Annotated in this window: 21 protein-coding genes; 11 read left to right on the top strand and 10 right to left on the bottom strand. The window is 72.3% G+C overall.

Annotated elements, in window-relative coordinates:
- Positions 1 to 84 precede the first annotated feature (84 nt).
- The gene (locus tag ACF059_RS26580) at positions 85 to 885 is read right to left on the bottom strand and encodes a hypothetical protein (protein ID WP_392061925.1); all 801 of its coding nucleotides are present in this window, start codon (positions 883 to 885) and stop codon (positions 85 to 87) included.
- Between the two features lie 5 nt (positions 886 to 890).
- Entirely contained in the window at positions 891 to 1,481 is a 591-nt protein-coding gene (locus ACF059_RS26575; protein WP_392061661.1) for a papain-like cysteine protease family protein, read from the bottom strand.
- A 229-nt stretch (positions 1,482 to 1,710) separates the two neighbouring features.
- On the opposite strand from ACF059_RS26575, the gene ACF059_RS26570 reads away from it, so the two are divergent.
- Positions 1,711 to 2,652 carry a hypothetical protein gene (locus tag ACF059_RS26570; RefSeq protein WP_392061659.1) on the top strand — a complete coding sequence of 314 codons (942 nt, stop codon included), beginning with the start codon at positions 1,711 to 1,713 and terminating at the stop codon, positions 2,650 to 2,652.
- A 59-nt stretch (positions 2,653 to 2,711) separates the two neighbouring features.
- On the opposite strand, the gene ACF059_RS26565 is transcribed toward ACF059_RS26570, so the two are convergent.
- The gene (locus ACF059_RS26565; protein WP_392061656.1) at positions 2,712 to 3,143 is read right to left on the bottom strand and encodes a Rieske (2Fe-2S) protein; all 432 of its coding nucleotides are present in this window, start codon (positions 3,141 to 3,143) and stop codon (positions 2,712 to 2,714) included.
- Between the two features lie 79 nt (positions 3,144 to 3,222).
- On the opposite strand from ACF059_RS26565, the gene ACF059_RS26560 reads away from it, so the two are divergent.
- Entirely contained in the window at positions 3,223 to 4,104 is an 882-nt protein-coding gene (locus tag ACF059_RS26560; protein ID WP_392061653.1) for a carbohydrate kinase, read from the top strand.
- A gap of 4 nt (positions 4,105 to 4,108) precedes the next feature.
- Here the strand turns inward: ACF059_RS26560 and ACF059_RS26555 are convergent, their stop codons facing one another.
- Positions 4,109 to 4,753, bottom strand: a complete 645-nt coding sequence (locus tag ACF059_RS26555) for a TetR/AcrR family transcriptional regulator (RefSeq protein ID WP_392061650.1) — start codon at positions 4,751 to 4,753, stop codon at positions 4,109 to 4,111.
- A gap of 80 nt (positions 4,754 to 4,833) precedes the next feature.
- On the opposite strand from ACF059_RS26555, the gene ACF059_RS26550 reads away from it, so the two are divergent.
- A complete protein-coding gene (locus ACF059_RS26550; protein ID WP_392061647.1) occupies positions 4,834 to 5,484 on the top strand; it encodes an NAD(P)-dependent oxidoreductase in 651 nt (216 codons plus the stop codon).
- A 110-nt stretch (positions 5,485 to 5,594) separates the two neighbouring features.
- Here ACF059_RS26550 and uvrA read toward each other — a convergent pair whose 3' ends face one another.
- Positions 5,595 to 8,579, bottom strand: coding sequence for an excinuclease ABC subunit UvrA (uvrA, locus tag ACF059_RS26545; RefSeq protein ID WP_392061645.1), 2,985 nt, complete (start codon positions 8,577 to 8,579; stop codon positions 5,595 to 5,597).
- Between the two features lie 185 nt (positions 8,580 to 8,764).
- Here uvrA and ACF059_RS26540 point away from each other — a divergent pair, with 185 nt between their 5' ends.
- The 3 genes from ACF059_RS26540 to ACF059_RS26530 all read left to right on the top strand — a co-directional run bounded on the left by ACF059_RS26540 (position 8,765) and on the right by ACF059_RS26530 (position 11,620).
- Positions 8,765 to 9,454: a maleylpyruvate isomerase family mycothiol-dependent enzyme gene (locus ACF059_RS26540; protein WP_366866917.1), complete on the top strand. Its 690-nt coding sequence runs from the start codon at positions 8,765 to 8,767 to the stop codon at positions 9,452 to 9,454.
- Positions 9,455 to 9,463: 9 nt separating this feature from the next.
- Positions 9,464 to 10,120 (top strand): MBL fold metallo-hydrolase, encoded by a 657-nt coding sequence (locus ACF059_RS26535; RefSeq protein ID WP_392061641.1) that lies wholly within the window; start codon positions 9,464 to 9,466, stop codon positions 10,118 to 10,120.
- 174 nt (positions 10,121 to 10,294) lie between these two features.
- Positions 10,295 to 11,620: an MFS transporter gene (locus tag ACF059_RS26530; protein ID WP_392061922.1), complete on the top strand. Its 1,326-nt coding sequence runs from the start codon at positions 10,295 to 10,297 to the stop codon at positions 11,618 to 11,620.
- Between the two features lie 39 nt (positions 11,621 to 11,659).
- Here the strand turns inward: ACF059_RS26530 and ACF059_RS26525 are convergent, their stop codons facing one another.
- From ACF059_RS26525 to uvrB, 4 genes are all read right to left on the bottom strand, one after another.
- Positions 11,660 to 12,643 carry a TerC family protein gene (locus ACF059_RS26525; protein WP_392061638.1) on the bottom strand — a complete coding sequence of 328 codons (984 nt, stop codon included), beginning with the start codon at positions 12,641 to 12,643 and terminating at the stop codon, positions 11,660 to 11,662.
- Between the two features lie 242 nt (positions 12,644 to 12,885).
- The gene (locus ACF059_RS26520) at positions 12,886 to 14,778 is read right to left on the bottom strand and encodes a TerD family protein (RefSeq protein WP_392061635.1); all 1,893 of its coding nucleotides are present in this window, start codon (positions 14,776 to 14,778) and stop codon (positions 12,886 to 12,888) included.
- Positions 14,779 to 14,821: 43 nt separating this feature from the next.
- Complete coding sequence (locus ACF059_RS26515) at positions 14,822 to 15,400, bottom strand: TerD family protein (RefSeq protein WP_053702614.1); 579 nt, start codon at positions 15,398 to 15,400, stop codon at positions 14,822 to 14,824.
- A gap of 87 nt (positions 15,401 to 15,487) precedes the next feature.
- The gene (gene uvrB, locus ACF059_RS26510) at positions 15,488 to 17,650 is read right to left on the bottom strand and encodes an excinuclease ABC subunit UvrB (protein WP_392061633.1); all 2,163 of its coding nucleotides are present in this window, start codon (positions 17,648 to 17,650) and stop codon (positions 15,488 to 15,490) included.
- Positions 17,651 to 17,883: 233 nt separating this feature from the next.
- Between uvrB and ACF059_RS26505 the strand changes: the two genes are divergently transcribed.
- The 3 genes from ACF059_RS26505 (at position 17,884) to ACF059_RS26495 (ending at position 20,862) form a co-directional block, all read left to right on the top strand.
- Positions 17,884 to 18,789 carry a glycerophosphodiester phosphodiesterase gene (locus tag ACF059_RS26505; RefSeq protein ID WP_392061630.1) on the top strand — a complete coding sequence of 302 codons (906 nt, stop codon included), beginning with the start codon at positions 17,884 to 17,886 and terminating at the stop codon, positions 18,787 to 18,789.
- Positions 18,790 to 18,850: 61 nt separating this feature from the next.
- Positions 18,851 to 19,414 carry a methylated-DNA--[protein]-cysteine S-methyltransferase gene (locus ACF059_RS26500; protein WP_392061627.1) on the top strand — a complete coding sequence of 188 codons (564 nt, stop codon included), beginning with the start codon at positions 18,851 to 18,853 and terminating at the stop codon, positions 19,412 to 19,414.
- A 149-nt stretch (positions 19,415 to 19,563) separates the two neighbouring features.
- Positions 19,564 to 20,862, top strand: coding sequence for an MFS transporter (locus ACF059_RS26495; RefSeq protein ID WP_392061624.1), 1,299 nt, complete (start codon positions 19,564 to 19,566; stop codon positions 20,860 to 20,862).
- A gap of 18 nt (positions 20,863 to 20,880) precedes the next feature.
- Here the strand turns inward: ACF059_RS26495 and ACF059_RS26490 are convergent, their stop codons facing one another.
- Positions 20,881 to 21,249 (bottom strand): cupin domain-containing protein, encoded by a 369-nt coding sequence (locus tag ACF059_RS26490; RefSeq protein ID WP_392061620.1) that lies wholly within the window; start codon positions 21,247 to 21,249, stop codon positions 20,881 to 20,883.
- Between the two features lie 187 nt (positions 21,250 to 21,436).
- On the opposite strand from ACF059_RS26490, the gene ACF059_RS26485 reads away from it, so the two are divergent.
- Positions 21,437 to 22,381 (top strand): pseudouridine-5'-phosphate glycosidase, encoded by a 945-nt coding sequence (locus ACF059_RS26485; protein WP_392061617.1) that lies wholly within the window; start codon positions 21,437 to 21,439, stop codon positions 22,379 to 22,381.
- The gene (locus ACF059_RS26480) at positions 22,378 to 23,283 is read left to right on the top strand and encodes a carbohydrate kinase family protein (protein WP_392061614.1); all 906 of its coding nucleotides are present in this window, start codon (positions 22,378 to 22,380) and stop codon (positions 23,281 to 23,283) included. Before ACF059_RS26485 ends, ACF059_RS26480 begins: the two co-directional genes overlap by 4 nt.
- The last annotated feature ends 4 nt before the right edge of the window (positions 23,284 to 23,287 follow it).

Here is a 23,287-nt window from a genome sequence, read left to right as displayed (position 1 = left end):
CCGGGGACCGAGGAAGAGCGTGGCCGGCAGAGCAGCCCGCAGGGCCCGGCTTCTGGCGGGAGCCGGGCCCTGCGGGTGCGGGGGCTAGGCCGCGGCGAAGGCCCGGCGGCGGCGCAGCGCGACCAGGACCCCGGCGCCGCCCAGCGCGAGCGCCCCGGCGCTGCCGGCGAGCGCCGTGACGGCGCTCCCGCCGTCCTCCGTGGAGGGCTGCGCGGAGGCCTCGGTGAAGCCGCCCGCCATGCCCTGCTCGGCATAGACGGACCCGGGCAGCTTGTCCCCGTAGGCGGCGGTGACCCGGGACCGGTATCCGGCGAGGGTGGTGCCGCCGGAGCCCACGGCCCGTACGGCGTCCTCGTCCAGCGGCAGCACCCGCTCGCCCCCGGCCACGTACCACGCGTCGATCTGCGGCTCCCGGAAGACCGTCCCGCCGGGCAGCTTCGCGGCGCCGAGGCGCGCATAGCGGAATTCGTCGTCGCCGGTGGCGATGTTCACCACCTGCCACCCGGCCTCCGTACGGGCCGTCCACAGCGCGGCCTGCTGGCCGTCGGAGGAGACCGCCTTGCTGGCGAGGAATTCGAGGCGGGCGACGGACGCGCCCGCCTTGCCCGCGACGAAGTCCGGGGAGAGGTGGTTCACCGGTATCGCCTCGCCCTCGATGCGGGGCTGCGCGGCGGCTGGCGAGACCTTGCCCTCCCGGGCGAAGAAGCGGGAGAGCGTGGCCAGGGTGTCGGGGGCGGTGGCCGCCCGCGCGGCGGCGGCCTTGTGTTCGGCGGTGGCGGCCGCGGGCTGCGGCACGGGGGCCGCGGACGCCTGCGGGGCGAGACCGAGGAGGGCGGTGGCGGCGAGGACCGCGGCGGTGGCGGTGGCTCTGGCGCGCAGGGTCATGGCGCTCACGCCCCGATCCGGTAGAGGGAGTGGGTCCAGGAGAAGCTGTTGTTGTTCACGTACCAGGCGTGCGAGGCCCAGTTGTATCGGTCGCTGGAGGGCCAGGGGTCGCCCCAGTACACCCAGCTGCTGGCGGTGTCGTAGCCGTAGATGACGTGCATGTGGCCGCCGCCGCCCGACCACTGGATCCGGGTCTCGATCGGGCGGTCGGAGTTGATCTCGGTCTGGACGGTGGAGTACTGGAGCCAGCCGTTGACGTACGAGCCGGGGCTGATGCCGGCCCAGCGCAGGCCGGTCTGGACGTTGCCGAGGGTGGCCTGGTTGTTGGGGCAGTCGTAGCCCTGCTGACGGTTGAAGGCCGCGTTGCAGAACTGGTTCTGCGTGTAGTTGCGGCCGAACCAGGTGGCGATGGTGTTGCCGCTCGCGGCCCAGCACCAGTTCGTCTTCTGCTGAGCCTGCATGGTGATGCCCAGGCGCTTGTAGGCGAGGGCGGAGTCGCTGCCGGTCTCCGCGGCGGTTGCGGTGCCGGTGGGCAGGGCGAGGAGCAGGGCGGTGAGGAAGGCGGCCAGGGAAAGCCGCCGGTTTCTGTTGCGCATCGCGTTCCTCCCAATGTGGGGAATGGGGGGTGGAGGAGCGCGTCCGGACGCTGTGGAGGAGCATCAGGGTGTTGTCGCGATCAGGTCAACACGCTTCAATGCACGGTGACATCGCGGTGTGAACGGTGGGGCTGGGGTGTGAACGGTTGCTGTCGTTCCACCTGCTCTCCCGGAGGCAGCGGCGCGGTCCTGCGCATCGGGGCGTGTGAACGTTCACAGAGGGGTCACCATGCGGCCGACCGAGGACACGGCCAGTTCGGCGGAATTCAGCCGACTCCTGCACGGCGGCCCCTTCCACCTCGCCCTGCGCGCCGCCGTCACCGCGCGCGGACTGCCCCTGCACCGGATACAGCACCGGCTGGCGGCGCGCGGCATCAAGGTCGGCGTCACCAGCCTCAGTTACTGGCAGCAGGGCGCCCGCCGCCCCCGCCATCCGGAGTCGCTGCGGGCCGTCAGCGCCCTGGAGGAGATCCTGGAGCTGCCGCAGGGAGCCCTCGTCCGGCTGTTGCTGACCCCGGAGCAGGCTCCCGGGCCCGCCCGGCCGGCCGCCCGCCCCTACCGGGCCCTGTTCAGCGTGGGCGAGACGGTGGAACGGCTGCTGGAAGCCCTGGAGCTGCCGCCGGACGGAGGGCTGCACTCGGTCGGCCACCACGAGCGGGTGCGCATCGGACCGGCCGGTGAGATGCGCTCCCGTACCTCGCAGCAGATCGTCCGGGCGCACCGCGACGGGGTCGACCGCTACCTCGCCGTCCACCACGGCGACCCGGGCTGCGACGTGTCCGGGATGCGCGTGACGGCGTACGAGAACTGCCGTACGGGCCGGGTGCGGCGCCATCCGCAGGCCGGGGTGGTGGTCGCGGAGCTGCTCTTCGACGCGCGGCTGCGGCGCGGGGAGACGTACGTGTTCGGCTACGGCATCGAGGACGGTACGGGCGCGCGCAGCAGCGAATACGTGCGCGGCTTCAGCTACGCGGGCGGCCAGTACATGCTCCAGGTCCGCTTCGACGAGGCGGCGCTGCCGGTGCGGTGCCGCCGCTTCGCGCGCAGCGGGCCCGAGGCGGCGCGCACCGGCGTCACGGACCTGACGCCGAGCGGCCGGCACCGGGCGGTGCACCTGGTGGAGCAGTCGGTGCGGCGCGGGATCCTCGGGATCTCGTGGGACTGGGACTGACTGCTCGGGTGCCCGCCCGGTGCCCGCCCGGTGCCTGCGGGGTGCCCGCCCGGGGCGGCTCAGCCCGCGATGAGCTTGCCGTTCTCCACCTTGACGGGGACGGCGGGCAGCGGGTCGGTGGCGGGGCCCTTCACGACCTTGCCCGTGGCCGCGTCGAAGCGGCTGCCGTGGCAGGGGCAGTTGCCCTCACCTTCGACGATCTTGTCCAGGACGCAGCCCGCGTGCGTGCACTGCGCGCTGAACGCCGTGTACTGGCCCTCCGCCGGGCAGCTGACGATCAGCTTCCGCTCCCGGTACAGCTTCGCGCCGCCCACCGGGACCTCGGCCGCGGCGCCCAGCTCCACCGGCGCGGTGGGAGTGGCGGGAGTGTTGCCTCCGCTGGTCGTCGCGGTGGAGCAGGCCGCGAGGCCCACTCCCGCGCCCGCGGCCCCGGCGAGCGCGGCGGCGCCCTTGAGGACGGTACGGCGGGCGGCTGGCTGCGGCGCGGGCATGCGGTTCTCCTGAGCTGTCGGACCGGCGGGCACCGGCCCGCCCGACGATACCTCCGCCCCATGGGGTAGCTTCCCCCGCGTGATCGTCGTCGGCGGAGAAGCCCTCATCGACCTGGTCCCCGTGGCGCGGCCGACGGGCGCGCTGCTGCCCAGGCCGGGCGGGGGTCCGTACAACACCGCGCTCGCGCTCGGGCGGCTCGGCGCCGAGGTGGCCTTCTGCTCGCGGGTCTCCACGGACGGCTTCGGCGAGAGCCTCCTGGCCGGGCTGCGGGCGGCGGGGGTCGACCTGTCGCTGGTCCAGCGCGGGCCGGAACCGACCACCCTCGCCGTGCCCTCCCTGGCCCCGGACGGCTCGGCCTCGTACGGCTTCTACGTCGAGGGCACGGCGGACCGGCTGTTCGCCCTGCCGCCCGCCCTCCCCGACGCCGTACGGGCCCTCGCGCTCGGCACCTGCTCGCTGGTCCTGGAACCGGGGGCGAGCGCGTACGAGGCCCTGCTGCGGCGGGAGTCCCGGCGCGGGCTGCTGACCCTGCTGGACCCCAACATCCGGCCGGCGCTGATCGCGGACCCGGAGGCGTACCGGGAGCGTTTCCTGACGCGGCTGCTGCCGTACGCCTCCGTCCTCAAGCTCTCGCAGGAGGACGCGGACTGGCTGGGCGGCCGGGTCACCGACTGGCTGGCGGCGGGGCCGTCGGCGGTGGTGCTGACCCGGGGCGCCGCGGGCCTGACGGTCTGGACGCGGGAGGGCGCGGAGCACTCGGCGGCGGCCCGCCCGGTCGCGGTGGCGGACACGATCGGGGCGGGGGACACCGTCAACGCCGCCCTGCTCCACCGACTCACCGCCTCACCCGGCGGCCTCGGGCGGGCGAACTGGCCGGACGTCCTCGCCTACGCCGCCCACGCGGCCGCCCTCACCTGCACCCGAGCGGGCGCGGAACCCCCGTACGCGACGGAGCTCTGACACTTCAGCGCAGCGCGGCCCAGACGGTCCGGGCCACGGCCGGGGCGAACTCGTCGACCGGCTGGACCACGTGGGGACCGGAGAAGTGCAGGAAGAAGGCCCGCTGGAAGCAGGCGCCGAGCAGCAGCGCCGCGGCGGCCCGCGGGTCGGCGTCGGGGCGCAGCCGTCCCGCGTCGAGCTCGCGGCGCAGCCGCCCGGCCAGCGCGTCCAGGACCACGTGCGGCCCGGCGCCGATCTTCTGGACGCCCTCTCGGTGGCGGGAGAGCAGGGCGGGCTCGGCGAAGAGGGCGCCGGCCATGGGGATGGCGTCGGCGTAGAAGAGCGAGGCGTGCAGGGCGATGGCGGCGAGCCCCTCCTCGACCCCCTGCTCGGCGGCTCCCTCTTCGGCTCCCTGTTCGGCTCCCCGCGCGCCCGGATCGGCCTGCAGGGCCGCCATGAGGGGACCCGCGTTGGGAGTGCGCTCCATCAGCACCCGCACGAAGAGCTCTTCCTTGTTCGCGAAGTGCTTGTAGAGCGCGGCCTCGGAGCAGCCCGCCTCGCGGGCGATGGCCTTGGTGGTGGCGTTCACCAGGCCGCTGGTGCGCATCAGCTTCTCGGCGGCGTCGAGCAGGCGCTCCGGGGTGGGACGGCTTGACTTTGGGGTGAGCATTCACTCACCCTAGCTGAGACACGAGGTGAGTGAATGCTCACTCACCCCTTGCTCCACTTCTTCGGACATTGGGGGTATCCATGAAGATCACGGTGTTCGGTGCCACGGGCGGCGTCGGCCGCGAGGTCGTCCGGCAGGCGCTCGACGCGGGGCACGAGGTGACGGCGGTCGTGCGCGACCCGGCCCGGCTGCCCGTTCCCGCCCACGAACGGCTCCGCGTGGCCACGGTGAGCGACGTGACCGACCAGGAGGCGGTGCTGTCGGTGATCAGCGGCCAGGACGCGGTGGTCTCCGCGCTGGGCGCGGCGTCCAACAAGCAGGCCAAGGCGACCCCCGTCGCGGGCCCGGCCCTGACGGCGATCACCTCGGCGATGGACCGCGCGGGGGTGCGCCGGCTCTCCGCCGTGAGCGCCGCCCCGGTCGGCCCGCTGGCGGACGGCGAGGGGATGTTCACCCGCGCCGTGGTCTACCCGCTGCTGCGCAGGCTGCTGCGGGACCTCTACGCGGACCTCGCGGTGATGGAGGCCGCGATGGGTGCGAGCGGCACCCAGTGGACGGTCATCCGGCCGCCGATGCTCCAGAACAAGCCCCGCACCGGTACCTACCGCCGCGCACTCGACGCCAACGTCCGCGGCGGCCGCACCATCCCCCGCGCGGACGTCGCGGACGCCCTCCTGACGACCCTCACGGACCCGGCCACCGCCGGCCACGCGGTGGGGGTCGCGTCCTGAATCGGGGCTCCGCCCGGACCGTGCACGCAATCGCCGGCACATCCGGCCTCACCGGCGTTCGAGGCGCTGGGGGGCCGGGGCAGAGCCCCCGGCCCCCCAGAGCCGCCGCGCTATGCCTTGCGGGCCCGGACCGTCTTCTTCGCCGGAGCCGCCTTCTTCGCCGCGGCGGCAGCCGTCTTCGCCGGGGCGGCCACCCGCTTGGCCGGGGCCTTCTTCGCCGCGGCCTTCGCCGGAGGCGACCCGTCGGAGACCCGCTCCGCGCCCAGGATGTCCCGCAGGAACTTGCCCGTGTGGCTCGCTCCCACCGAGGCGACCTGCTCCGGCGTGCCCTCGGCCACCACCAGGCCGCCGCCGTAGCCGCCCTCCGGACCCATGTCGATGACCCAGTCCGCGGTCTTGATGACGTCCAGGTTGTGCTCGATGACGATCACCGAGTTCCCCTTGTCCACCAACCCCGACAGCACCTTGATCAGCTTCGAGATGTCCTCGAAGTGCAGGCCCGTCGTGGGCTCGTCCAGCACGTACACCGTCCGGCCCGTCGACCGCTTCTGCAGCTCGGAGGCCAGCTTGACGCGCTGCGCCTCACCACCCGACAGGGTCGGAGCGGACTGACCGAGGCGGACGTAGCCCAGGCCGACCTCGCTCAGCGTCCGCAGGTGACGGGAGATCGTCGGCACCGCCTCGAAGAAGTCCAGTGCCTCCTCGATCGGCATGTTGAGCACTTCCGCGATGGACTTGCCCTTGTAGTGGACCTCCAGCGTCTCCCGGTTGTACCGGTCGCCGTGGCAGACCTCGCACGGGACGTAGACGTCCGGCAGGAAGTTCATCTCGATCTTGATCGTGCCGTCGCCGGAGCAGTTCTCGCACCGGCCGCCCTTCACGTTGAAGGAGAAGCGGCCCGGCAGGTAGCCGCGCACCTTCGCCTCCATCGTCTCCGCGAAGAGCTTGCGCACGTGGTCGAAGACACCGGTGTACGTCGCCGGGTTCGACCGGGGCGTGCGGCCGATCGGCGACTGGTCGACGTGCACGACCTTGTCGACGAGGTCGTCGCCCTCCACCCGGGTGTGGCGTCCCGGCACCGAGCGGGCGCCGTTCAGCTCGCGCGCCAGGTGCGTGTAGAGGATGTCGTTGACCAGCGTCGACTTGCCGGACCCCGAGACACCCGTGACCGCCGTGAGCACTCCCAGCGGGAAGGACACGTCGATGTCCTGCAGGTTGTTCTCCTTGGCGCCGTGGACGGTGAGCCTGCGCTCCCCGTTCACGGGCCGGCGCACGTCCGGGATCGCGATGGACCGCTTGCCCGAGAGGTACTGGCCGGTCATGGACTCCGGGTTCTTCAGCAGTTCCTTCAGCGAGCCGCTGTGCACGACCTTGCCGCCGTGCTCGCCCGCGCCCGGACCGATGTCCACGACCCAGTCGGCCACCTTGATGGTGTCCTCGTCGTGCTCGACCACGATGAGCGTGTTGCCCATGTCCCGCAGCCGCACCAGCGTCTCGATGAGCCGGTGGTTGTCCCGCTGGTGCAGGCCGATGGAGGGCTCGTCCAGCACGTAGAGCACGCCCACCAGACCGGAGCCGATCTGGGTGGCGAGCCGGATCCGCTGGGCCTCGCCGCCCGAGAGGGTGCCGGCGGCCCGGTTCAGCGAGAGGTAGTCGAGGCCGACGTCCACGAGGAAGCGCAGCCGCTCGTTGACCTCCTTCAGGACGCGCTCGGCGATCTTCTTGTCGCGGGCGTCGAGCCGCAGCCGGCCCAGGAAGTCCGCGCACTCGCTGATCGACATGGCGGCGACCTCGGCGATGGACTTCTCCATCACCGTCACCGCGAGCACGATCGGCTTGAGGCGGGTGCCCTCGCAGGTCGGGCAGGGCACTTCGCGCATGTAGCCCTCGAAGCGCTCGCGGCTGGCGTCGCTCTCCGACTCGGCGTGCCGCCGCTTGACGAACGGCACGGCGCCCTCGAAGGCCGTCGTGTACGCCCGCTCGCGCCCGTACCGGTTGCGGTAGCGGACCTCGATCTGCGTCTTGTGCCCGTACAGCAGGGCCTTCCTGGCGCGCAGCGGCAGCCCGGCCCACGGGATGTCCGTACGGAAGCCCAGCTCCCCGGCGAGGGCGCCGATCAGCCGCTGGAAGTAGTCCTTGGTGTGGCCAAGGGACCAGGGGGAGACCGCGCCCTCGTCCAGGGACTTCTCCTCGTCCGGAACGATCAGGTCCGGGTCCACCTCCATGCGCGTGCCGATGCCGGTGCACTCGGGGCAGGCGCCGAAGGGCGAGTTGAAGGAGAAGGAGCGCGGCTCCAGCTCCTCGAAGGAGAGGTCGTCGTACGGGCAGTAGAGGTGCTCGGAGTACATCCGCTCACGCTCGGGGTCGTCCTCGGCGAGGTCGACGAAGTCGAGGATGACCATGCCTCCGGAGAGGCCGAGGGCCGTCTCCACGGAGTCGGTGAGCCGCCGCTTGGCGCTGTCCTTGACGGTGAGGCGGTCGATGACCACCTCGATGGTGTGCTTCTCCTGCTTCTTCAGCGTGGGCGGCTCGGAGAGCTGGACGGTCTGCCCGTCCACCCGCGCCCGGCTGTAGCCCTTGGTCTGGAGGTCGGAGAAGAGGTCGACGAATTCGCCCTTGCGCTCGCGCACCAGCGGCGAGAGCACCTGGAAGCGGCTGCCCTCGGGAAGCGCGAGCACCTTGTCGACGATCGCCTGCGGCGACTGGCGCGAGATGGGGCGCCGGCACTCGGGGCAGTGCGGCTTGCCGATGCGCGCGAAGAGGAGGCGGAGGTAGTCGTAGACCTCGGTGATGGTGCCCACGGTCGAGCGCGGGTTGCGCGAGGTGGACTTCTGGTCGATCGAGACGGCCGGGGAGAGGCCCTCGATGAAGTCCACGTCGGGCTTGTCCATCTGCCCGAGGAACTGTCGTGCGTACGACGAGAGCGACTCGACGTAGCGGCGCTGGCCCTCGGCGAAGATCGTGTCGAAGGCCAGGGAGGACTTGCCCGACCCGGAGAGTCCGGTGAAGACGATGAGCGAGTCGCGGGGCAGGTCGAGCGAGACGTTCTTGAGGTTGTGCTCGCGTGCGCCACGAACGATGAGACGGTCGGTCACGCCGGTCCGCACCTTTCTTGAGAGAGCGGGGCACAGGTCCCCGTCCCAGGGTATGGGGGGCGCCTCTGCGGTGGATTCGGAGTCTGGACTTCGAGCGTATAGCACGCACATTCGATTTACGGCACTGCGCAGACCTCTTCACCCGATCGGGTGGCCACAGGTCCCCAACCACTAGGCTCGTTCCTATGACTGATCATGTGCACGACCTGCGATCTGTACGTGAAGCGACCGACCGGCTCCTGACCGCTGTCGCGAAGCTGGACAACGCCGCGCTCGCCGAGGAGTCACACCTCCCCGGCTGGAGCCGCGGCCACGTCCTGGCCCACCTCGCGCGCAACGCGGACGCCCTCGTCAACGTCTTCGAGGGCCGCCCGATGTACGAGAGCGCCGGCGCGCGCGACGCGGACATCGCACGCGACGCCGGTCGGCCTCTGGAAGAACACCTGACGGACCTCCGTGATTCCGCGGCCCGCTTCCTCGCCACCACCGAACGCGACCAGGACTGGTCCCGCACCGTCGAGCTGCGCAACGGCATCACCGACCTCGCCGCCAACGTCCCGTTCCGCCGCTGGGTCGAGGTCGACCTGCACCACGTCGACCTGAACATCGGCTACGAGCTCTCCGACCTCCCGGAGGAGTTCACCGGGCGCGAGATCGACTTCCTCGCCGACCGCTGGTCCGGACGGCCGGAGGTCCCGCCGGTGGCCCTGGTCGCGACCGACGGGCGCACCTGGCGCACCGGCTCCGCCGGGGACCCGGCCGTGACCGTGTCCGGCACGCCCTCCGGGCTGCTGGCCTGGCTCGCGGGCCGCGGGGACAAGGGCGCGTCGCTGAGTGCCACGGGCGGCCCCCTCCCCGAGCTCCCCCCGCTCTAGGATCACCCCATGACGTACACCGGAGAGGTCAAGGTCGGCGGTCCGGCCGACGTGCACGAGCTCGCGGACCTGATGATTTCCAAGGTCGCGGTGGGCCCGATGAACAACAACGCCTACTTGCTGCGCTGCCGGGCCACCGACGAGCAGCTGCTCATCGACGCGGCCGCCGAGGCGGACACCCTGCTGAGCCTGATCGGCGACGACGGCATCGCCTCCGTGGTCACCACCCACCGGCACGGCGACCACTGGGGCGCGCTCGCCGAGGTGGTCGAGGCGACCGGCGCCACCACCTACGCGGGCGCCGACGACGCCGAGGGCATCCCGGTGGCGACCGACGTCCTGGTGGCGGACGGGGACACCGTGCGCGTCGGCCGGGTCGAGCTGACCGCACGGCACCTGGTCGGCCACACCCCAGGCTCCATCGCCCTGGTCTACGACGACCCGCACGGGCACGCCCACGTGTTCACCGGCGACTGCCTCTTCCCGGGCGGCGTGGGCAACACCGGGGGCGACCCGAAGGCCTTCGCCAGCCTGATCGACGACGTGCAGCACAAGCTCTTCGACCAGCTGTCGGACGAGACCTGGGTCTACCCCGGGCACGGGAACGACACCACGCTCGGTGCCGAGCGGCCGCACCTCGCCGAATGGCGCGAACGCGGCTGGTGAACCCCGCACCGCGTCAACGCGCGTACGCGGCGCACTCCTTCCGGTCGTTGACGACCGGACGCACGTCCTGAGGCGGGGGGAGGGTGTATTTGCTGCACCATGCAACAAGACCCCTCCCCCGGCTCCCCCGGCTCACCCCTCGAAGTCACCGCCGCCCCGGCCGGCCGCCCCGGCATGCTGCGGCTCGCCCTGGCCTCGCTGGCCGGCACCGCCATCGAGTTCTACGACTTCTTCGTCTACGGAACGGCCGCCGCCCTCGTGCTCGGCCCGCTGTTCTTCCCCTCCTTCTCCCCGCTCGCCGGGACCCTCGCCGCCTTCGGCACCTTCGGCGTCGGCTTCCTGGCCCGCCCGCTGGGTTCGGCGGTCTTCGGCCACATCGGTGACCGTTACGGCCGCCGCCCGGTCCTGCTCGGCTCCCTGCTGCTCACCGGCCTCGCCACGGTCGCCGTGGGCTGCGTGCCCGCGTACGGATCGATCGGCGTGGCCGCGCCCGTCCTGCTGCTCCTGCTGCGCTTCCTCCAGGGCCTCGGGCTCGGCGGCGAATGGGGCGGCGCGGTGCTGCTGACCGCCGAGCACGCCCCCGAGGAGCGGCGCGGACTGTGGTCGAGCTTCCCGCAGATCGGCCCGGCGGTGGGTTTCCTGCTGGCCAACGGCCTGATGCTGACGCTGTCCGCTGCGCTGACCGACGCCCAGTTCACCTCCTGGGGGTGGCGGGTGCCGTTCTGGGCGGCGGGGCTGCTGGCGCTGACCGGCCTGTGGCTACGCCGCTCGGTGGAGGAGACCCCGCAGTTCACGGCACTGGCCGAGACAGGTCGGCGGGCCGAGGCGCCGCTGGCCGAGGTGGTCCGCGGTCACTGGCGGCTGCTCCTGCTGACCGGCGGGGCGCTCGCCGTGGGCTACGCCGTCTTCTACGCGGTGACCACGTGGTCCCTCGCCTACGCCACCGAGCGCCTCGGGGTGGGCCGCACGGTGATGCTGGCCTGCATCATGACCGCGGTCGCGATCAAGGGGATGGTGACCCCGCTCGTGGCGGTGCTCGGCGACCGCTACGGGCGACGGCCGCTGTGCCTGGCGGGGTGCACGGCCTGCGCCCTGTGGATGTTCCCGCTGGTGGCCCTGTTGCGTACGGCCGACCCGCTGTGGATGACGCTGGGGTTCTTGGGGGCGCTGCTGGGCATGGTGACGATGTTCGCGGTGGTGGGCGCGTACCTGCCGGAGCTGTACGCCCCGCGGATCCGCTGCACGGGCGCGGCCGTCGGCTACAACCTGGGGGGCGTGCTGGGCGGCGCGCTGACCCCGGTCGTGGCGACGGCGCTGGCGGACGGTTCCGGTCCGCCATGGGGCGTCGCGGTGTACCTGACCGCGGTCGCCCTGATCAGCCTCGGCTGCTTCGCCCTGCTGCCGGAGACCCATCCGATGGCCGTACGCGCGCGGGCGACGGGGGGAACGGAGAAGGGCGGAACGGAGACGGGGGCGGCCGAAGCGGCCGCCCCCGCGTAGCTCCGCGGAGCCTCGCTACGCCTCAGGCGTCGATGCGCCTCAGACGTCGATGCTCTCCTGACGGACGGCGGCCTCGGCCGCCGCCTGCTTCCTGGAGGCCATCAGGCTGGTGACCGTGGTGAGGACCAGGACACCGCAGATGACGCCGAGGGAGACGGGGATCGAGATCACGGGGACGTGCACCCCGCTCTCGTGCAGGGCGTGCAGCACCAGCTTGACGCCGATGAAGCCGAGGATGACCGACAGGCCGTAGCTCAGGTGGACCAGCTTCTTCAGCAGTCCGCCGATGAGGAAGTACAGCTGGCGCAGGCCCATCAGGGCGAAGGCGTTGGCCGTGAAGACGATGTACGGGTCCTGGGTGAGGCCGAAGATCGCGGGGATCGAGTCCAGGGCGAACAGCACGTCGGTGGTGCCGATGGCGAGCATGACGACCATCAGCGGGGTCAGGACGCGCTTGCCGTTGTTCTGGATGAAGAGCTTGGTGCCGTGGTACCTGTCGGCGACGCCGAACTTCTTCTCGACGGACTTCAGGAGGCGGTTCTCCTCGAACTCTTCCTCGTCCTCGTCCTTGCGGGCCTCCTGGATGAGCTTCCACGCGGTGTAGATCAGGAAGGCGCCGAAGAGGTAGAAGACCCACGAGAAGCTGGCGATGATCGCGGCGCCGGCGGCGATGAAGACGGCGCGCAGTACGAGGGCGATCAGCACGCCCACGAGCAGTACCCGCTGCTGGAGGTGGGAGGGCACCGCGAACTTCGCCATGATCAGGACGAAGACGAAGAGGTTGTCCACGCTCAGCGACTTCTCGGTGATGAAGCCCGCGAAGAACTCCTGGGAGGCCTGGCCGTTGCCGAAGAACCAGAGGCCCAGGCCGAACAGTCCGGCGAGGGCGATCCAGACGACCGTCCAGGTGCCCGCTTCCTTGATCGAAACGTCGTGCGGTTTGCGGCCGATGAAGAAATCGGCGCCGATGAGGAGCGACAGACCGAGAATGGTCAGCGCCCAAAGGGTCCAGGAAACTTCCATGGTGAACACGCCTCCGGCGGATGGCTCAGCACTTCGTCAGCGTCATCGCTGCCGGAGGTCTCTTCCACCCGGGCGGCCTGGAGGCCGTGGGCCGACGCCCCGGGACCGGCTGCGCCGCGCTCGTGGCACCGCAGGGTCCGTATTGACGGGTACGCCGTAGCAGGAAAGCAGGAATACTCCCCTCCGCGCTTCACAGCCTACCCGCCCGAGGCGGTAAAGGTAAAGGGATCACCAAGGAATGGTCACGGCCGGGTAGTGCGCCGGGCCTGCGCCACCCGCTCCAGTGTCTGTTCGAGGACGCTGCTGCCCTGCGGGGGAAGGTCCGCCTCGAAGGTCCAGGCGTGGTGCACCCACGGGTCGGCCAGATAGCCGTCCGGCACGGGGGACAGCCGCATCAGCGAGCGCCACAACGGGTCGAGCAGCGGCCCGTACGCCGAGGCCTCGTCGCGGTCGGCCACCATCAGCAGGTGCACGCCGACCGCCGCGCCCTCGTCGGCGAGGTAGCGCAGCTGTGTGACGGCCCGGTCGTCGAAGCCGTGCGGGAAGTCGTGCACGATCAGCAGCTGCTCGGCCGTGTCCACGTCCGGCGGGAGGTCCTCGGGGGCTCCGGCCCGCAGCGCCATCTGTACGAGGTCCACGCGCCGGGTCAGCCGCGCCAGGGGCTCGGTGACCCCCGCGGCACCGGCGGCGGGCGGCCCCGCCAGCACCCCGGCCCGTACGAGGGGCGCCAGGGAGGCGGCACCGGCGCCGGCGGCGTCGATGACGTGGACGGAGAAGCGGCCGGCCGGGTGGACCGCGAGCAGCCGCACGGCGTAGGCGACGGCCATGTCCATGGCGATCCGGCGCAGCCGGTCGGTGTCCATGGCCATGGCGGCCTCGGAACCGGTGCGGCCGTTGTCGATCCACAGCCCGCGCTCCAGCGGGACCCGGACCAGCATGGGGATGCGCAGACCGGGCCGCTCGGGCAGGTGCAGGTCCCCCAGGCGCAGCGCCAGCGGGCCCTCCTCGGGCATCCGGTGGCCGTGCCAGACGGGGTTGTCCCAGCGTGCGTACGCGGCGGGCAGCGCGGGCTCGACGACCTCGCACTCGGCGGTCAGCTGGAGGAGGTCCCGGTCGAGCACGGCCTGGGCCTGGGAGACGAGCTCGTCGCGGCGCGCCCGGGCGGTGTCGCGGGCGGCGTTGCCGGAGCCGCCGAGGCGGTGGCGCGGGTCGGACAGCGCCTCGTCGAGCTCGCGGTCCATGCGCGAGTCGGCGAAGTCGACGGCGCTGCGGTAGGCCGCGACCGTGCGGGCCAGGTCCTCGAACATGCCCCAGACCTGGTTGTAGAGCCGCTCCTCCATGGACCAGCCACTGGCGTCCCCGGCGACGGGGGTTGGGTGCTGGCCGGGCTGCGGGGCCGGGGCGGCCGGCGGCGCGGGCTCGGGCGGCTCGGCGCTGGTGCGACGGCGCGGGTGCACGTAGCTGAGGGTCGCAGGGCCGGAGGTGGGCGCGGCGGCGCCGTCCCCGCCCCCGGGGGCGGTGCCTTCCGCGGGCGCGGGGCCGGGGGTGCCCGCGTACGGGGCTCCCGAGACCGGCACCGGGTCGGCGGCCCGGGAGGCCGTGCGCAGTGCGGCGGCCGCCAGGGCGGTGGCCTCCGCGGCGGGCAGTCCGCCGTCGGTCAGCAGGGCGCCGAGTCCTTCGGCGTAGCCCTGGCCCACGGCCCGTACCTTCCAGGCGCCCTGACGCCGGTACAGCTCCAGGGCGATCACGGCGGTTTCGGCGTCCAGCCCGGTCAGGGTGTATCCGGCGATCTCCGCGCCCTGCGGGTCGGCCACGGACACGTAGGAGGCCGGGACCGCGCCGAAGCGCACCGGGCCGCCGGGCGGCAGGACGAGCAGCACGCCGAGCCGGTGGACGTCCGCCGCGACGGCGTCGAGGTCCACGGCGAGGGTGTGCCGTTCGGCGAGCTCCCCGGGCGCCTGGATCCCGGGGAGGGAGCCGGCGCCGGGGTGGGCCAGTATCCCGTCGCCGGAGAACCGGCCCTGTTCGTCGGCGAGCGAGACCAGGGCGAGCACGGGCGTGCCCGCCGAGACCCTGATCTCCACCCGGCTGTGGGACACGGGGTGGTTCTGCCCCCGGACCAGTTCGGCCGTCATCGTGCAGCCCCTCCCCCGTGCCTTCTTCTCTTGTCCGGTACTGCTACAGGTGCGGCAGGATCGCCGGCATCAGGTCCTGGAAGGTGCGGCCGTTGGCCGGGTTTCCGAGGGCCGTCATCTGCCAGCCGGCGCCCTGACGGGACACCTTCGCCATGATCTGCGCGGTGTACTGACCGCCGCCGTCGAGGGTGTAGCGGGCCAGCTCCTGACCGTTGGTCTCGTCGACGATGCGGCAGAAGGCGTTCTGCACCTCCTGGAACGTCTGGCCGGTGAAGGAGTTCACCGTGAAGACGATCTGGTCGATGTGCACCGGCACGCGCTGGAGGTCGACGAGGATCGCCTCGTCGTCCCCGCCCTGGCCGACGCCGCCGACGAGGTTGTCACCGGTGTGGCGCACCGAGCCGTCGTCGCTCTGCAGGTGACGGAAGAAGACGACGTCCACCGGCTGCTTGTCGGCGAAGAGCACCGCCGAGGCGTCGAGGTCGATCTCCCGCGTCCGCGAGCCGAACAGTCCGCGGCGCTTCGCGGCCTGCCAGCCGAGGCCCATCCGGACCGCGGTCAGCGTGCCCCCGTCCGCCTTCTGCAGACTGATGGCCTGCCCCTTGGTCATGTTGACCGTCACGCGTGTCCCCTCTCCATTGCCCACCCCGATGATCAGCGCGCAGAGTACACCTGCGGCCCTGCCCCAACCCTACTGACAGGCCCGGACTCAGGCGAGGCCCGCTTCCTTCATCTGCCGCAACTCCTTCTTCAGCTCGCCCACCTCGTCCCGGATCCTGGCCGCGACCTCGAACTGCAGCTCCGCGGCCGCGCCGCGCATCCGCTCGGTCATCTGCTCGATGAGCGCCGCCAGTTCGGCCGCGGGCCGGTCGGTGAGCACCTCGGCCGCCTTGGCGCCCTTGGCACCCTTGCCGCCCTTGGCCGCCTTGCCCGCCGCGGCCTGGGCGGCCTTGCCGCCGAGCGCGGGCACCGGCGCCTTGAGCGCCTTGCCGTCCTTCGCCTGCCGGTAGCCGGTGCCGAGGAGTTCCTCGGTGTCGAGCTCCTCGCGGGCGATGGTGGCGACGATGTCGTTGATCTTCTTGCGCAGCGGCTGCGGGTCGATCCCGTGGGCCGTGTTGTAGGCGACCTGCTTCTCGCGGCGCCGGTTGGTCTCGTCGATCGCCTGCGCCATCGCCGGGGTGATGCTGTCCGCGTACATGTGGACCTGGCCGGACACGTTGCGCGCGGCGCGGCCGATGGTCTGGATCAGCGAGGTGCCGGACCTCAGGAAGCCCTGCTTGTCGGCGTCCAGGATCGCCACGAGCGAGACCTCGGGCAGGTCGAGGCCCTCGCGGAGCAGGTTGATGCCGACGAGGACGTCGTACTCGCCGGAGCGCAGTTCGCGCAGCAGCTCGATGCGGCGCAGGGTGTCCACGTCGCTGTGCAGGTAGCGGACCTGGATGCCGAGCTCCAGGAAGTAGTCGGTGAGGTCCTCGGCCATCTTCTTGGTGAGGGTCGTGACCAGGACCCGCTCGTCCTTCTCGACCCGCTGGCGGATCTCGTGCACCAGGTCGTCGATCTGGCCCTCGGTGGGCTTGACGACGACCTCCGGGTCGACGAGGCCGGTGGGGCGGATGATCTGCTCGACGAAGCCCTTGCCGCGAGAGAGCTCGTACTTGCCGGGGGTCGCCGACAGGTAGACGGTCTGGCCGATGCGCTCCTGGAACTCCTCCCACTTCAGCGGCCGGTTGTCGAGTGCGGACGGCAGCCGGAAGCCGTGGTCGACCAGGGTCCGCTTGCGGGAGGCGTCGCCCTCGTACATGGCGCCGATCTGCGGCACGGTGACGTGCGACTCGTCGATGACGAGGAGGAAGTCCTCGGGGAAGTAGTCGATGAGGGTGTTGGGCGCGGAGCCGGGCTCGCGGTCGTCCATGTGCAGCGAGTAGTTCTCGATGCCGGAGCAGGACCCGATCTGCCGCATCATCTCCAGGTCGTAGGTGGTGCGCATGCGCAGCCGCTGCGCCTCCAGCATCTTGCCCTGCTTCTCCAGCTCGGCGAGGCGCTGGGCCAGCTCGGCCTCGATGCCGCGGACCGCCTTCTCCATGCGCTCGGGGCCGGCGACGTAGTGGCTGGCGGGGAAGACGTACAGCTCGCGGTCCTCGCTGATGACCTCGCCGGTCAGCGGGTGCAGGGTGGACAGGGCCTCGATCTCGTCGCCGAACATCTCGATGCGGACGGCCAGTTCCTCGTAGACCGGGAAGATCTCGATGGTGTCGCCGCGCACCCGGAAGGTGCCGCGGGTGAAGGCCACGTCGTTGCGCGTGTACTGGATGTCGACGAAGCGGCGCAGCAGCTGGTCCCGGTCGATCTCCTCGCCGACCTTGAGGGAGACCATCCGGTCCACGTACTCCTGCGGGGTGCCGAGGCCGTAGATGCAGGACACGGAGGCGACGACGATCACGTCCCGCCGGGTCAGCAGCGAGTTCGTCGCGGAGTGGCGCAGCCGCTCCACCTCCTCGTTGATCGAGGAGTCCTTCTCGATGTAGGTGTCCGACTGCGGTACGTAGGCCTCGGGCTGGTAGTAGTCGTAATACGAGACGAAGTACTCGACGGCGTTGTTCGGCAGGAGCTCGCGGAACTCGTTCGCCAGCTGGGCGGCGAGCGTCTTGTTCGGCGCCATCACCAAAGTGGGGCGCTGGAGCTTCTCGATCATCCAGGCGGTGGTCGCCGACTTGCCGGTGCCGGTCGCACCCAGGAGTACGACGTCCTTCTCACCTGCACGGATGCGCTTCTCCAGCTCGGCGATGGCCGTCGGCTGGTCACCGCTGGGCTGGTAGGAACTGACGACCTCGAAAGGCGCCACCGTGCGTTCGATCTTCGATACGGGCCGCATGAGTCAACGGTACGACCCCCCACTGACACTCTCGCCTCCGCGCGGGTCCGCGGCGCCCTTCGGCACCTCTGCCCGGCCCAGCCGGTAGTCATTCGTTCTGGTCCGTTTGTCGTAGTTCGGTGGCGGGCGGGTGATCTTCAACCCCATGATCGCGGTGAAGTGCATCGCCACAACGTCTGCCGCTGCGCACCCGTCTGACGCTGGAACAGGGCTACGACCCGAGGAGAACGCACATGTACGTCCGACCCGCCGCCGCGGCCGCCGCCGCATTCCTGGGCTTCACCCTCACCCTGCTGGGCGGGACGGCCTCGTACGCCGCCGCCGGTCCCGGATCCTCCACCGACCCGCGCGCGGGGCTGGGGGGCCCCGTCGTGTACGCCCACCGGGGGGCTTCGGCGTACGCCCCGGAGAACACCCTCGACGCGATCGACCTGGCGATGCGGCTGGGCTTCGCCTGGGTCGAGAACGACGTGCAGCGGACCAAGGACGGCGTCCTCGTGGTGATCCACGACGACACCCTGGCCCGGACCACGGACGTCGAGCAGGTGTTCCCGGGCCGCTCGCCCTGGAAGGTCAAGGACTTCACGGCGGCCGAGATCGCCCGGCTGGACGCGGGCAGCTGGTTCGCGGAGGAGTACAGGGGCGCCCGGGTGCCCACCCTGAGGCAGTACATGGACCGGGTGCAGCGCAATCAGCAGCGGCTGCTCCTGGAGATCAAGAAGCCGGAGCTCTACCCGGGGATCGAGGAGCAGACCCTGGAGCTCCTGGACGAGGCCGGCTGGCTCGACGAGCGGCACGTCGCGCAGAAGCTGGTCGTGCAGAGCTTCAGCGCCGACTGCGTACGCATCGTGCACCGGCTGCGCCCGGACCTGGTCACGGCCTTCCTGGGCACCCCGGCCCTGGCGGACCTGCCGCGCTACGCGGAGTTCACCGACCGGATCAACCCGTGGCACACCACGATCTCGGCCGACTGGGTCGCGGCGGTGCACGGCCTGGTCGGCGCCCACGGCAAGGTCATGGAGGTGGACACCTGGATCGTGGACGACGCTGCGATCGCGCGGAAGGTCCGGGACATGGGCGTGGACGGGATCATCACCAACGCCCCGGACGTGGTGCGAGCGGCGATCACCGGGTTCTGAGCACTGCTGTCGCGTCGTCGGTACCGTCGGCGTTGTCGGTGGGGCGCCGTACCGTGGACGCGTGGACAGCACCGAGCGGCCCCGCGGGCCGCACCTCGAATGGACCGTCGTCGCCAGCGACATCGGTCCCCTGCTCCTGGCCGCGACCCCGCAGGGTCTGGTCCGGGTCGAGTTCCATGCCGGGCCGGACCGGGTCGACGCGATGATCGGCGCACTCGTCTCCCGGCTCGGCGCCGACGCCCGGCGGCCCGCGCCGGGCAAGGAAGTGCTGCTGGCCGAGGCGATACGGCAGCTCACCGCCTACTTCGCCGGTTCGCTGCGGCGTTTCGACCTGCCGCTGGACTGGCGCCTGAGCTCCGGTTTCAACCGGCAGGTGCTCCAGGAGCTGGACCGTTCCGTGCCCTACGGATCGGTCGTGGGGTACGGGGAGCTGGCCGCCCGCGCCGGGCAGCCAGGCGCCGCCCAGGCCGTGGGCAACGCCATGGGATCCAATCCGCTGCCGCTGGTGGTGGCCTGCCACCGGGTCGTCGAGAACGACGGCGGCATCGGGGGTTTCGGCGGCGGCGTGGAGACCAAGCGACTGCTGCTCGCGCTGGAGGGCGTGCTCCCGCAGCCGCTGTTCTGACCGACTGCCGGGCGGGGGCGGGGCGGCGCCCCTCCTTACCCTGTTCCGCCGGACGGTAAGGGGTGTCACACTTCCGCGGTGACTACTTCTGCCGCCGCATCCGGCGTGACCTCGTCCGGCGCCCCGCAGCTTCGACGGAGGTGTGCCGCGTGACCGCTTCACCCGGTACGGACCGGGCGGCCCCGCCGCTCGCCCCCACGGAAACGGAACGGGCCCGTCTACAGCGGCGGACCACCCGGGTGCTCATCGCGGGCCAGATCCTCGGCGGCCTCGGCGTGCCCATCAGCATCGCCCTGGCTCCCGTGCTCGCCACCGAGGTCAGCGGCACGGAGGCGCTGTCCGGTTTCGCCTCCACCTCCTCGGTGATCGGCACGGCCGTGGTCTCCCTGCCGCTCGCCGCCCTGATGACCGCGCGCGGACGGCGCCCCGGACTGGTCCTCGCGTACGGGATCGGCGCCGTCGGCGCGGGACTGGTCGTGCTCGCCGCCACGATCAAGAACTTCCCTCTGCTGCTGCTCGGCATGGCCGCCTTCGGCGCGGCCTCCTCGGCGAACCTCCAGGCCCGGTTCGCCGCCGCCGACCTCGCGGCCCCGGACCACCGGGCCCGGGCGATCTCCGTCGTCGTGTGGGCGTCCACCATCGGCGCGGTGCTCGGCCCGAACCTGTCCGCCCCGGCCAGCCGCAGTTTCGCCGGCACCTCCATACCCGAGACGGCGGGCCCCTTCGTGTGGGCCGCCGTCGTCTTCGTACTCACCGGCACCCTGATCGCCGTACTCCTGCGCCCCGATCCGCTGCTGACGGCCCGGGCACTCGCCGCGCCCGGGGAGCAGACCCGGGAGGGCCGCTCGCTGCGTGCCGGATTCGCCGCCGTCAAGGCCTCGCCGCGGGCCCGGCTGGCTCTCGTCACCGTCGCCGTGTCCCACACCACCATGGTCTCGATCATGGTGATGACCCCGATGGACCTGAGCCACCACGGCGCCGGCCTGGAGCTCATCGGGCTGGTGATCAGCGGCCACATCGCGGGCATGTTCGCCTTCTCGCCCGTGATGGGGTGGCTCGCGGACCGTCTCGGGCGGCTGACCGTCATCGGCCTGTCCGCCGGCCTGCTGCTGACCGCCGCGCTGCTCGCCGGGACGGCGGGGCCCAGCCACGGCCAGACCGCGGCCGGCCTCTTCCTGCTCGGCCTCGGCTGGTCCGCCGGGATGGTGTCCGGCTCGGCCCTGCTGACCGACTCGGTACCGCAGCCCGCGCGGGCCGCCGTACAGGGCCTGAGCGACCTCACCATGAACACCGCGGCGGGCGTGGGCGGTGCGGCCGCCGGCCTGATCATGTCCGAGGCGGGCTACGGCTGGCTGAACGCCATCGGCGCCGGGCTGCTGCTGCCGCTGGCGGCGCTCGCGCTGTTCACCGCGCGCCGCCACCCCACGCCCGTGAAGGACCCGCAGTAGCTCGCCCGGGAAGGACCCTCAGTAGCTGATGTGGTAGGCCTTGCGGAGCGTCTCGTGCACGGTCCAGGTCGTCTTGTCGCCCTCCCGGAGCACGCAGGCGGAGCCCGGGCCCAGCTCCAGCGTCGCGCCGCCCTCGACCTCGACGGTGGCGCGGCCGCTGACCACCACGAACAGCTCATCGGCCTCGACGTCGGTGACCACGCCCGGGGTGATCTGCCAGATCCCGCGCACCTGCTTGCCGTCCGGCGACTCCCAGAGGACCCTGCCGGTCACCGCCGGGTCGCCGGAGACGATCTGCTGCGGGTCGAGGTCCTCGGGCTCCAGTTCGAGGTCCGCGACGGACACGCAGAAGGAGCCGGGGGCGGCGGAGTGATCGCTGGTGCTCATGACGCGCCAGCCTAGTGCGGCCCGCCCGGGCGCCGCCGTGACCAGAGCGTCCAGGAACGGCCCGTCGGACGAGTCACCCTGTCCAGCACCCGCCGGGCGTGTCGCGGGCAGGTGCGACTCGGACAGGTTGTGACGGGTGTGGCGGGTGCGCGTTTGGGGGCGCGGATCCCGTGCCATGGATGGGGACATGTCACAGCACACAGCATCTGCATCCCTGTCGGGCGCACCGGTCCTGTCGGAAGAGGTGCGCGAGGCACTCGGCCGGGGCAGGCCCGTGGTGGCCCTGGAGTCGACGATCCTGGCGCACGGTCTGCCCCGCCCCCGCAATCTGGCGGTGGGGCTCGAACTGGAGGAGCTGGTCCGGTCGCAGGGCGCCGTCCCGGCGACGATCGCGGTCCTGGACGGGGTGGCGCACGCGGGCCTGGACAAGGCGCAGCTGGAGCGGATCGCGGGGGGCGAGGGCGTGCGCAAGCTCGGCCACCGGGACCTGGCGCCCGCGCTGGCCTCGGGCGCCACCGGGGCGACCACGGTGTCGGCGACGGCCTTCCTGGCCGCGCGCGCGGGCCTGCGGGTCTTCGCCACGGGCGGGCTGGGCGGCGTACACCGGGAGTGGGCGCAGACGCAGGACGAGTCGGCGGACCTCTCCCTGCTGGCGCGGACGCGGATCACGGTGGTGTGCGCGGGGGTGAAGTCCATCCTGGACGTGCCGGCCACGCTCCAGCGGCTGGAGACGCTGGGGGTGGCGGTGCTCGGGTACGGGACGGACCGTTTCCCCGGCTTCTACCTGGCCGATTCGGGTGAACCGGTCGACTGGACCGTGCACCGGCCGGAGGAGGTCGCGGCCGTGATGGCCGCACAGGACGCCCTGGGCGGCCCGGACTCGGCGCTGCTGGTGGCCCATCCGGTGGCGGAGGCGGACCAGCTGGACCCGGACCTGCACGACCGCGTCCTGGCCGAGGCGCTCGCCGCGTGCCGCGAGCGGGGGATCACGGGGCAGGCGGTGACGCCGTTCCTGCTGGGCTACCTCGTACGCGCCACGGGCGGGGCCTCCCTGGAGGCGAACCTGGCGGCGGTCCGGGGCAACGTACGGCTCGGGGCCCGGATCGCGGGGGCCTGGGCGGCGCGGGCATGACCGCGGCGGGGGCACTGCTCGTCGTCGGGGACGTGGTGACGGACGTGATCGCGATACATCCGGAACCGCTCGCGCCGGCCACCGACACGGCCGCCCGGATCCGGACGCTGCCGGGTGGCGCCGGGGCCAACGCGGCGTGCTGGGCGGCGGTCACGGGGGCCGCGGAGGTGCGCCTCCTGGCGCGGGTGGGCGCCGAGTCGGCGCGCTGGCACGAGCGGGCGCTGGTGGACGCGGGCGTGCGGCCCCGGCTGGTGATCGACCCCGAGGAGCCGACGGGGACGGTGGTCGCGCTGGTCGCCAAGGACGCGGAGCGGACCTTCCTGACCGACAGCGGGGCCTCGCTGCGGCTGTGCCCGGCCGACTGGGCTCCGTCCCTGCTGGACGGCGCGGCCCATCTCCACCTGTCGGGTTATCTGTTCTTCGCGGACAGCAGCCGGGACCTGGCCATGGTCGCGCTGCGGGCCGCCCGGACGCGCGGGGTGCCGGTGAGCGTGGACCCCGCCTCGGCGGGATTCCTGGTCACGCTGGGGCCCCAGCGCTTCCTGGACGCGGTGGCCGGGGCGGCGGTCCTGCTGCCCAACGAGGACGAGGCCCGCCTGCTGGCCGGGCTGCCGGGGCCGACGGGGGTGGCCCGGGCGGCGGCGGAGCTGAGCCGGCGGGTGCCGCTGGTGGTGGTGACCCGGGGCGCGGCCGGGGCGCTGGTCGCCGAGCGGGGCCGGATCATCGCCGAGGTCGAGGCGGAGCCCGCCGTGGCGGTGGACTCGACGGGCGCCGGGGACGCCTTCACCGGCGGCTTCCTGGCGGCCCGGCTGGGCGGCGCGGACCCGTCGGAGGCGGCCCGCGCGGGCTGCCGTGCCGCCGCGCTGGCGGTGACCCGTCTGGGCGGCCGCCCCTCCCTCTGATCCC

The sequence above is a fragment of the Streptomyces sp. NPDC016562 genome, assembly GCF_043076955.1.
Taxonomy (GTDB): domain Bacteria; phylum Actinomycetota; class Actinomycetes; order Streptomycetales; family Streptomycetaceae; genus Streptomyces.
The sequence above is the reverse complement of the archived record's forward strand: the minus strand, read 5'-3'. Positions and strand labels throughout refer to the sequence as shown.